Source organism: Catenulispora rubra, assembly GCF_015356825.1.
GTDB lineage: Bacteria > Actinomycetota > Actinomycetes > Streptomycetales > Catenulisporaceae > Catenulispora > Catenulispora rubra.
On the sequence record NZ_JAACYW010000142.1, the window covers coordinates 19,012 to 28,414 of the forward strand.

Consider the following 9,403-nt stretch of genomic DNA (forward strand, 5'->3'; position numbering starts at 1 on the left):
GGATTCCCCCTGCTGGCCCTCGGAGTGATTGCGACCCACACTCGTTTGCATGGACGAAAACAGGTCGGCACCGCAGCCGGTCTTTCCCTATCAGAACGCACGCCAGACGGTGACGGATGAGGACCTGGCCAGCTGGCAAGTTCGACCGGACGACGACACGGGCCGCATCGCCAGGATCTTCGGTCCCTGCCCACGCTGCGACCACCCGACAGCGCAGCCGGTGGGGAAATTCGTGGACCTTGGCGCAGCTGCCGCGGGGACACCTCCCCTACCCTCGGCAGAAGGGCTGCTGACGCAGTCCTGCCGCTGCGCCTGCGAGGAGCAGCATCTCGGCCCCGCGAACGCGGCGGCGCAGCAACCGGGATGCGGAGCCTGGTGGCAGGCAGCCATCATCCTTAAACCGAAGCCGGGCGAGCAGCAGGTAAGGGCGCCGGCAGACGACACGATGCTCGATGCGGCGCGGACGGCAGCGCAGATGCCTCGTCCGGACGGGCTAGCGGTGCGGGCGGCGGCAGAGAAGTGGCTCGGCGCGGTGATCGCTATTGTGGGCCTGTTCGGGCTCGCCGGCGTGGTGAGTGGCAAGGACGCGTTCACTGGATTGCCGCTCGGGGTACGGATCGGCTCGGGCATCGCTGCCGGACTGGCGCTCCTTGCTGCCGTGACGGCGATCCTGTTCGCCTACACCGCTGCTTACGGATGGCCGGTCTTGATCTCCATCGGCAACGACAAAGAGCTTGCAGTCTGGTATGACAAGCACAACAAGATGCTGCGCGCGGCACCGGGCAAACTCAGAAACGCCGTGATCTTCGCGCTGGCTTCCCTGGCGCTGCTAAGCGGTGTCGCGGGCTGCATCTGGTTCTGGCCGCGAGCGGCCCCAGCACAGCATGTACTGGTGCAGTTTGGACACGATTCTGAGGTCTGCGGAACTCTCGTCTCCAGCACCGAGCGGGCACAACTCCGTATCCGACGTACGGACGACACAATCCAAGTAGTCCGCTTCGCAATGATCAAGTCTATTGCCCCGGTGAGCGGTTGCCCGGCATAGCCGCGCAGCCGCGCCGCCGCTCTCGAAGCCGCCTGCCGACCACGAAGCGGCGGGCTGGCAAGGACCCGCAAGGCCGTGAGCACCACGTGTGCCTTTCAACGCCTCGTGCCGTGTTACTCGTCGGCATAAGGCGCATAGCCGGAGGGGCGCCGCGCAGAGGGACACGGCGTTGACCAGCGACGAAATACGCAACTCACGGTCAGCGGCACAATCTTCTTGTAGCCAACAACTCTCAGCTGCAAGGGCGGCTGCCTCGATCCATGGCGGCCGCTCCTCCATGTGAGTCACCCGCAACGCGGCAGCCTAATCGCTACGATCCGCTCATACGCCTATGGCGTCGGCAAACGAGGGGAGGAAACGTGACGTACCAGGGTCGGATCACTTTGACCGAGTCGGAGCCGGAACTGGAACCACGGCAGCATTCTGTTGACGCATTGGGAGCAGCGATGCGCAGACACGACGCTCGTTCCAACTGCATGCGGCGGCCAAGGCTGGCCAGTTCGGCGGCTCGTCGCAGCCGCGACAGAGACAAGTGCCGCTCTGCTTCGCCCCGTCTCGATTGTGGATGCTGATACCGCCGTCGTCGTCTACGCGGGGACCCACAGCTGCGGTAGCAAGGTCGCTGCAGGGGTGCCACCGTCAAGCCTGATGAGTAGCGTCGGCCCTCATACGGCAGCGCCTTCCAGAGGTGGATCTCGAAGCGCGTTACGCTCTCCGATCCGACGGCTGGTTGTTCGTGATCCAGTTTGGTCCGGAGAAACGTGACTCACGTCATGCGTGGTTCACCGACAAATGATCACGTCCGCCTTGCTTCTTAGCTCGACTGAGGAAGAATGACAGCGAGGCTGACGTTTACCCATGGGTAACTGACCTGGTCAACCGAGAGGATCGTGCATGGATGAACGAGACCGCGAAGCTCAATTCAACCTAGAGCTCGGCAGGAACATCCGGCGGCTTCGGCTGGACGCCGGCTTGGTGCAAGCCCAACTCGCCCGAATGACCGGCGTCTCACGGGCATCTATCACCAACGTCGAGGCTGGATCGCAGGCACCGCCGCCCTACAGACTGGCTCGGATCGCTGAAGCACTTGGGGTACGCGTTGCAGAACTGATGCCCGAGATCAGCGAGATCGGGCAGCCGCCACTCACTCCGAGCTTTGCCAATGCCCTTGCTAGCGTCATGGCGCTGGCCGACAGGCAAGCGGAAGAAGGAGGGCACCTTGGCCCGGGCTGACGTAGCCGCTAGGCAGCTACTGGACGAAGGCGGTTGGACAAGTCTGCCGATTGATCCCCAAGACATCGCCGAAGCGCTCGGGGTCGTCGTCGTGGAGGCTCCGATGTCGTCGGATATGTCCGGGATGCTCGTCCGCGAACCCACCCGGATCGTGATCGGCGTCAACAACGATCATTCACCGTCCCGCCAGCGGTTCACCATCGCCCACGAAATTGGGCACCTGCGGCTGCACAAGGGGCGGTCTATGATCATGGATTCGGATGTACGGGTCAATTTTCGAGATAACGCCTCAAGCCTGGCCACAGATCGCGAAGAGATAGAAGCCAACCGCTTTGCTGCAGCGTTGCTGATGCCGGAACACATGGTGCGGTCATGGATCGCCGCGGAGTCGTTCGATTCAGCCAAGGAGCTCGTGGAACAGCTGGCCGTCAACCTCAAGGCAAGCAGACAAGCAGTCAACTTCAGGCTGGTCAACCTCGGTTTCTTCCCGACACCGGTCGAACTGGACTAGCCGGCAACACCCAGAACGTGCGGCCCGCGGTGATGAACACCGCGGGCCGCCTCTTTGATTGAAGAATTTCCCAGAGGCCCTTGAGGGAATAGCAGCCCGACTCCGCTGAAAAAGTAAGCATTTCTTTAGTTTATTACCTATACCGCAAATCTGTGATGCTGCAGACGCTCACCGATCGACTGCCTCCACCGCGCTCGGCGCCTGACCTGCCACGCAAGAGAGTGACAGTCAAACTAACCTCCAAAATTTGACATGAGCTTCCCGTTGTGTCACCGTCGTCTCGGGCGTTAACAACCACCCCACAGGTACGCGAGGAGAGAAACCATGAATGATCTGACAACCACCGAGAACACGTCGCTTGCCCTGAAGAACGTGACTGTCCTGGTGAACCGACAGCCGGTTGTGCTGCACAGCAGGGACGTGACAGGCGCGCAGATCAAAAGGGACGCCATCGAGCAGGGAGTGACCACCGTCAAGCCGGACTCGCGGTTGTTCCACAAGGTCGGCGATTCCTGGGTCCTGGTGCCGGACGGCGAAACCGTCAGGGCTCACGAGAACGAGAAGTTCCGTGCTCAGGGCCGCCAGGAGGACTCGTGAGCACCTACACCTCGGCTGTTGCCGAACAGATCACCGACCTGAGAGCGGCGTTCCCCGACAAGAAGGTCATCGCCGATCCCGATGGCGCCGGCGGCGCTTACGTGACCGTCAAGCCGATCGACCCGGGACCGACCTTCATTCAGAGCGAGAGCACCCTCGGCTTCCAGATCACAAACCTGTGTCCCCACGCGGACATTTATCCGGTGTTCTTGAGCCCTGACCTGAAGCGAGTGGACGGCAGGGACCATATCAGCCCGTTCACGGTGGTGTCCTGGCGCAATCAGCCCGCACTGCAGTTCTCCACACGGACCAACCCGCACGACCCTCAAAAGGACACCGCTGCGACGAAGGTGGCCCAGGTGATCGAATGGCTGGCGATCCGGGAATGAAGACTCAGGCGACCGGGCTGTCGCTGACCATCCCACCGCGCTTGTGGGATCGTCTCCAGAAGCACTTGTTCCCAGGCGACGGCGATGAACATGGCGCTGTGATCCTGGCTGGCCTAGCTCCCGGCCGACACGGCCCAAGGCTCCTTGCGCGAGATGTAGTGATCGCAAACGACGGTAGCGACTACGTGCCCGGCGAGACGGGGTACCGTGCGTTGGCCGACGATTTCGTGAACAAGACGATCGATCGTGCCGACGCCGAGGGCCTCGCCTACATCGCTGTCCACTGTCACTCGGGAACCACCAGAGTGGAGTTCTCAGGGCTGGACATGGCCAGCCATGACCGCGCCTATCCGGCGATCGTGCAGATGACCGACCGACCAGTCGGCGGGCTCGTCTTCGCACGGCATGCCGCTGCGGGCGATGTCTTCATGCCGGACGGCACCCGGAGCGCGCTAACCGAAGTTGTCGTGCCGACCCATAATCTCCTTCGGCTACGAGTTGCACCGGCAGCTCCGCCCCCGGCCGCGCACTCGGACTACGATCGGCAATCGCGGCTGTTCGGCGCCGCCGGCCAAGCCGTACTCGGGCAGATGCACGTCGCCGTCGTGGGCCTCGGCGGCATCGGATCGATCTTGGTCGAGCTGTTGGGGCGCCTTGGTGTCGGGCACCTCGTGGTCATCGATCCCGACAAGGTCGACCCGAGCAACCTGCACCGCCTTCCCGCCGCTCGCCGTCTGGACGCAATGACCTGGCTCCGGCACGAGTCCACCCCAGGCTGGATCAAGCAACTTGGCGAGTTGCTGAGCACACCGAAGACCAGACTGGCAGCACGTAACGCACATCGCGCGAACCGCAGCACCAAGGTGACGATGCTGCGCATGGATGTAAGCCATCCGAAGGCCGTCAAAGCATTGACCGAGGTTGACTGGATCTTCCTCGCCGCGGACACCAACGTAGCGCGCCACGTGACCAACGCCGTAATCCAGCAATACCTGGTACCCGGCGTCCAAGTCGGGGTCTCAATCCCGGTCGCGCCCGACGGCACGGTCGGTGAGGCGCACATCGCCATACGCCCCTTGCTGCCGGGAGTGGTGTGCCAATGGTGCGAGGGCTTGATCGACCCTTCCGAACTCGCGCTGGATGCGCAGTCCCAACACCACCGCGATCAAGCCCGATATGTCCAGGGCGAGCCAGCACCTTCCGTAATGACGCTAAACACCATCGCCGCCGGCGAGGCCTCCACGTACTTCATGCTCTCCGCGGTCGGACTGCACGAAGGCTGCGACCACGAGGCCCGGGTCCACTTCCCGCGAACACGGGAACGTGATCAGCAACGATCTGAACTACGTCCGCGTTGTCCATGGTGTTCGACTGAGCCGGACTCGGCTTTCGCAATCGGCAATGCCCGCCCGCTCCCCGGCGCCGATCACGGCTAGGACGGTCCAGGTGTCGCAGTCGCTCTGCTTCTCCGCGCTTCCGACCGTCAACAGCGGTCTACGTCGGGCTGGGGCCCGGGCTGCACGTGCCAACTCGCTACCCTATTCGATCAACCGACCGAGTCGAGCTGGTACTCCGCAGCCTCTCGATCCGCAAGCGCGGCAAGGTACCGTTCTGCGTCCAGGGCGGCGGTGCAGCCGGAGCCGGCGGCGGTGATGGCTTAGCGGTAGGTGTGATCGAGGACGTCGCCGCAGGCGAAGACGCCGGGGATGTTCATGCGGGAGGAGCGGCCTTCGACTTCGATGTAGCCGGAGTCGTCGAGGTCGATTTGGCCGGTGAACAGTTCGGTGCGGGGGTCGTGGCCGATGGCGATGAATAGGCCGGTGGCGGGGAGTTCGCGGGTGGCGCCCGTGACCGTATCGCGGAGGGTGAGGCCGGTGAGCATGTCGTTGCCGTGGATCTCGGCGACTTCGCTGTTGAGTGCGAAGGAGATCTTCGGGTCGTTCATGGCGCGGTTCTGCATGGTCTTGGAGGCGCGCAGTTCGCCGCGGCGGTGGATGACGGTGACGCTGGCCGCGAAGCGGGACAGGAAGGTGGCTTCCTCCATGGCAGTGTCGCCGCCGCCGACTACGGCGATGTCCTGGTTGCGGAAGAAGAAGCCGTCGCAGATAGCGCACCAGGAGACGCCGCGGCCGGAGAGTTCGTCCTCGCGGGGCAGGCCAAGTTTGCGGTAGCCGGAGCCGGTGGCGATGATGACGGTTTTGGCACGGTGGACGGTGCCTTCGCTGTCGACGACTTCTTTGATGTCGCCGGTCAGGTTCACCGCGGTCACGTCGTCGGCGATGATCTCGGCGCCGAAGCGTTCGGCCTGGGCGCGCATGTCCTCCATGAGCTGCGGGCCGTCGGGGAAGCCGGGTAGTTCTCGACCTCGGTGGTGGTCGTCAGCGAGCCGCCGACGAAGATGTAGGAGCCGAACACCAGCGGCTGCAAGTCGGCGCGTGCGGTGAACAGCGCTGCACCATCACCGCGCGCGGCCCCAGTGGCCACGAAGCCGATGCACCCTGAGGGTTCGTCATCACGGCGCCTACGAGCGGCGCCGTTCAAGCCGGAGCCGCTTGCGGCGCCGAACGAACGAACCAGGAGGTCGTCCGGCATGGACGGCAAGAACGCGCAGGCGGGACGTCGCAGCAACCGGATTCGCCGATTCGACCGCGTCGGCTGGCGGCTGATCACGAAGGCAACAATGGTGTCCACCCTCATCGGTCCCGTGCCGCTGATCATGCATCGCTGAGCGCTGCTTCGATCACCCCCATTATCGTCATCTTGACGATAATGGGGGTAGAGTGTAGCCACGGCTCGACACCTCGGCGGGGCCGACCTACGACAGCAGCGGCAAGGAGCCCGGCTCGATGGCGACGAACGACGCGGTGGACGCCACCGCCCCGGCGGTGGACCACAAGGTGGCACTGGCCACCAGCATGCACGGAAACCCGGGGATGCATGCGCTGCTGCTCGGTGCGGGCATCTCGATCGGAGCGGGGGTTCCCACAGGGTGGGGCATCGTCGAAGATCTCGTCGGGCAGCTCGCCGCGGCGCGGGACCCGGATGACGCCGGGGCCGCGGCGACCGCCGCCAAGGACCCCGTGGCGTGGTGGACCGCGAACGGACGCGGGGACCTCGGCTACTCCCCGCTGCTGGCCGCGATCGCCCCGACGGGGGCGGCGCGTCAGGGCGTCCTCACCCGCTACTTCGCGGATCCGGGGATCACCCCGAGCCCGGCGCACCGGGCGGTGGCGGAGCTGGTCCGGCGCCGCAGCGTCAAGGTGATCATCACGACGAACTTCGACCGGCTCATCGAGCAGGCTCTGTCCGAGGTTGGAATCAAGCCCCAGATCATCCACAGTCCCGGCCAATACCGGGCCGCCACGCCGTTGGTGCACAGCCAGGCCACGATCATCAAGCTGCACGGGGACTACCTCGACCAGCGCTCGCTCAACACGGCGGAGGAACTCGCCTCCTACCCTGCGGCCCAGAAGAAGCTGCTCGACCAGGTCCTCGACGAGTACGGCCTGATCGTCTGCGGCTGGTCCGCGGATTGGGACACCGCGCTGGTCGGCGCGATCGAGGGCGTGCGCTCGCGCCGCTACCCGATGGTGTGGTCCGCCTACGGCACCGTCGGCGATAAGGCCGGAGACCTCATTGCCCAGCACCAGGCCACTGTGATCAAGGGGATGACCGCCGACGAGTTCTTCCCGGACTTGGTGAAGCGGCTCGAAGCGCTCGACGTGATGCGCGAGAACCCGATCAGTCGGGACATGGCGGTCGCCCGGCTCAAGAAGGCGATCACGACCCGCGACCGCATCGAAATCTATGACACCGTCGATCGGGCCACCACCAAGGTGTCCGACAGCGTGTCGGATCTCGAGCGGCATCCCGTCTGGGTCGGGAGCGGCACCAACGAGCCCACTGCCACGGCGTTCGGAATGAGCATGCGGAACTACCGAGCCGAGGCCGACACCCTGCTGCACCTGCTGGCCACCGGCGCGTTCTTCGACGACGGCACCTTCGACCACATCTGGGTGCGCCCCGTGGTCCGCCTGGCCCAGGCGCGCAAGCCCTCACAAGGCGCCTCGCTTGATGAAATGGAGAAACTACGCCACTACCCAGCCCTACTCGCTGCCTATACCGCAGGAGTCGCCGCGGTCCTCGCCAGGCGCGAGGAGCTGCTTGCCGGCCTGCTGCTCACCCCGCTCTATACGAACCCCAACAGGTACAACGACCCGTCCCAGTCAGCCGCCATGTTCCTTAACCCCGCTCTCATGCTCGAAGCGTCGGTCTTGATCAACCCCGCAACCCAGCTGAACGGCATCGGCCAGTACCCGCAGAGCCATCAGGTACGCGCCGACGTCCGCGAGCCGCTGCGCGGCATCGAGCCGGACGACGACGCCTACCAGGCGGCCTGCAGCAGGTTCGAGATCCTCGCCTCGATGCTCTCGAACGATGCCTGGGGCCAGGCTGGCGAAGAACCGGGAACTCGGTACCCGTGGCTCGGCGAGTACGTTCTCGACTCCGGCTGGCGCGCCCAGCGCGGTCTCGTGGCGCGCATCGGCGAGGAGATCTCGGAGAACTGGCCGCTGGTGCGAGCAGGAGCCTTCGGGGGAGACGTAGAACGGGCGCGTGCGGCGCTAGCGGGGGTTACGCGGTGGAGTAGCTTCACCGACAGGCCCTAGCGCACCGATGAATACACTTGCGTCCCAGTCTGGCGTCTTCGTGGCTTGGCCGGGCCTTTGCGGTGCAGTACGGGGAGCGAGTGCAGCCTGGGAACCCAGGCTGGGACCGCTGCGTCCAAAGGCGAACCGCCGGTGCTGCAGCGTGCCAATTGGGAGTCCCGCTATGCACGTACTTCCGCGAACGCCGAACCGCGGGATAGCCACCGTGATCGTCTTTGCGACTGCCGTCCTCGCCGGCTGTTCATCGACGTCGCGCCCGGTCTCCTCCGGATCCGCCGCGCCGAAAACGTCGTCCTCAACCAGCACGACAACGGGAACCGGCTCAGCGTCCGCGCCCACCACTGCTGTGCCGAGCACCACGGCCGCTTCGGGCTCCGCGCCACCTGCTTCGGTGGCTTCCCCGTCGCAACAGCCGACTCCGCTTTCGACCACCAGCCTCAGCAGCCCCAGCAAATGCCTGTCCGGGACGTTTGCTTTGGTCGTTCCCACCACCGACAACCCGGTACGCAGCGCTTGTCTGCACATGGGAACGACCGTGGAGCTCGAATTCCTCGCACTGCGCGGCGTCACCTGGAGCGCGCCGACCGCCTCCGATACCTCCGTGGCGTCGATCACCGATCAGGTCGAGCCGATCGGAATCCGCCACGACCAAGTCAGGCTCCTGCGCCGGCACGGTCACCGTCAGCAGCTCCAGCAGGTACAACGCGGATCCGTCCGGCCCACCGTCGAAGCTGTGGACCCTGACCTTGACCGTCGTTCCTTGACGGAGCTCCTGCCCGGCACCGAATCGACCGGGCCTCGTATCACGAGCCGTTCGGGGTCCCGGTGCCGCCTGTGCAGGCGGCGCCGGGCTCCGGCGTCTGCGGGCCCTGCATGTACTTGCTGATGAACTTGGCGATCCGCGCGTCGGTGGCGGAGTCGACGTTGAGCTGCTTGCCCCAGGCGGTCACGGTGATGGGCG

The 9,403-nt window shown here is 65.0% G+C and carries 9 protein-coding genes and 1 pseudogene; 8 read left to right on the forward strand and 2 right to left on the reverse strand.

The window, feature by feature from the left end; all coding sequences use genetic code 11:
- The first annotated feature begins 49 nt into the window (after positions 1-49).
- The 6 genes from GWK61_RS31575 to GWK61_RS31600 all read left to right on the forward strand — a co-directional run bounded on the left by GWK61_RS31575 (position 50) and on the right by GWK61_RS31600 (position 5,211).
- Entirely contained in the window at positions 50-1,045 is a 996-nt protein-coding gene (locus GWK61_RS31575) for a hypothetical protein (RefSeq protein WP_194915347.1), read from the forward strand.
- Positions 1,046-1,939: 894 nt separating this feature from the next.
- Complete coding sequence (locus tag GWK61_RS31580) at positions 1,940-2,278, forward strand: helix-turn-helix domain-containing protein (protein WP_194915348.1); 339 nt, start codon at positions 1,940-1,942, stop codon at positions 2,276-2,278.
- On the forward strand, positions 2,265-2,789 hold the full coding sequence (locus GWK61_RS31585) for an ImmA/IrrE family metallo-endopeptidase (RefSeq protein WP_194915349.1): 525 nt from the start codon (positions 2,265-2,267) through the stop codon (positions 2,787-2,789). The genes GWK61_RS31580 and GWK61_RS31585 overlap by 14 nt, the downstream gene beginning before the upstream one ends.
- A 324-nt stretch (positions 2,790-3,113) precedes the next feature.
- Positions 3,114-3,386, forward strand: coding sequence for a hypothetical protein (locus GWK61_RS31590; RefSeq protein WP_194915350.1), 273 nt, complete (start codon positions 3,114-3,116; stop codon positions 3,384-3,386).
- On the forward strand, positions 3,383-3,775 hold the full coding sequence (locus tag GWK61_RS31595; RefSeq protein WP_194915351.1) for a hypothetical protein: 393 nt from the start codon (positions 3,383-3,385) through the stop codon (positions 3,773-3,775). Before GWK61_RS31590 ends, GWK61_RS31595 begins: the two co-directional genes overlap by 4 nt.
- Positions 3,754-5,211: a ThiF family adenylyltransferase gene (locus GWK61_RS31600; RefSeq protein WP_228563246.1), complete on the forward strand. Its 1,458-nt coding sequence runs from the start codon at positions 3,754-3,756 to the stop codon at positions 5,209-5,211. Before GWK61_RS31595 ends, GWK61_RS31600 begins: the two co-directional genes overlap by 22 nt.
- Before the next feature lie 110 nt (positions 5,212-5,321).
- Here the strand turns inward: GWK61_RS31600 and GWK61_RS57100 are convergent.
- Positions 5,322-6,367: pseudogene (locus GWK61_RS57100) on the reverse strand (NAD(P)/FAD-dependent oxidoreductase).
- Between GWK61_RS57100 and GWK61_RS31610 the strand changes: the two are divergent.
- Both GWK61_RS31610 and GWK61_RS31615 read left to right on the forward strand, forming a co-directional pair.
- A complete protein-coding gene (locus tag GWK61_RS31610) occupies positions 6,366-6,503 on the forward strand; it encodes a hypothetical protein (protein WP_194915352.1) in 138 nt (45 codons plus the stop codon). The pseudogene GWK61_RS57100 and the gene GWK61_RS31610 overlap by 2 nt on opposite strands.
- A gap of 118 nt (positions 6,504-6,621) precedes the next feature.
- Positions 6,622-8,442: an SIR2 family protein gene (locus tag GWK61_RS31615; RefSeq protein ID WP_194915353.1), complete on the forward strand. Its 1,821-nt coding sequence runs from the start codon at positions 6,622-6,624 to the stop codon at positions 8,440-8,442.
- A gap of 803 nt (positions 8,443-9,245) precedes the next feature.
- Here GWK61_RS31615 and GWK61_RS60975 read toward each other — a convergent pair.
- On the reverse strand, positions 9,246-9,403 hold a 158-nt coding region (locus tag GWK61_RS60975), incomplete at its 5' end, for a DUF3105 domain-containing protein (RefSeq protein WP_194915354.1).